Annotated in this window: 3 tRNA genes; all 3 read left to right on the top strand. The window is 48.6% G+C overall.

Features of this window, described 5'->3' with window-relative positions:
• Positions 1 to 71 precede the first annotated feature (71 nt).
• Positions 72 to 147, top strand: a tRNA-Gly gene (locus DZ860_RS24265).
• Between the two features lie 68 nt (positions 148 to 215).
• A tRNA-Met gene (locus DZ860_RS24270) sits at positions 216 to 292 on the top strand.
• Between the two features lie 32 nt (positions 293 to 324).
• A tRNA-Gly gene (locus DZ860_RS24275) sits at positions 325 to 404 on the top strand.
• Position 405: the final 1 nt, after the last annotated feature.

A 405-nucleotide genomic window follows, 5' to 3' on the forward strand; every position in this document is an offset into this window, starting at 1 on the left:
ACCCGAAGGTCGTAGGTTCAAATCCTGCTCCCGCAACCACATTAAGAGTAATTGCTTTAGCGATTATTCATGCGACACTAGCTCAGTTGGTAGAGCGCAACCTTGCCAAGGTTGAGGTCATCGGTTCGAACCCGATGTGTCGCTCCAAGTTATCTAGTTAGACATCGAGTCTAAATAGAGTAAAGTTCTCATTGTACTCAACAATGACATCCGGACGCGGGATGGAGCAGCTTGGTAGCTCGTCGGGCTCATAACCCGAAGGTCGTAGGTTCAAATCCTGCTCCCGCAACCACATTAAGAGTAATTGCTTTAGCGATTATTCATGCGACACTAGCTCAGTTGGTAGATAGAGCGCAACCTTGCCAAGGTTGAGGTCATCGGTTCGAACCCGATGTGTCGCTCCAA

The organism is Vibrio sinensis (assembly GCF_003605645.1).
Taxonomy (GTDB): Bacteria; Pseudomonadota; Gammaproteobacteria; order Enterobacterales; family Vibrionaceae; genus Vibrio; species Vibrio sinensis.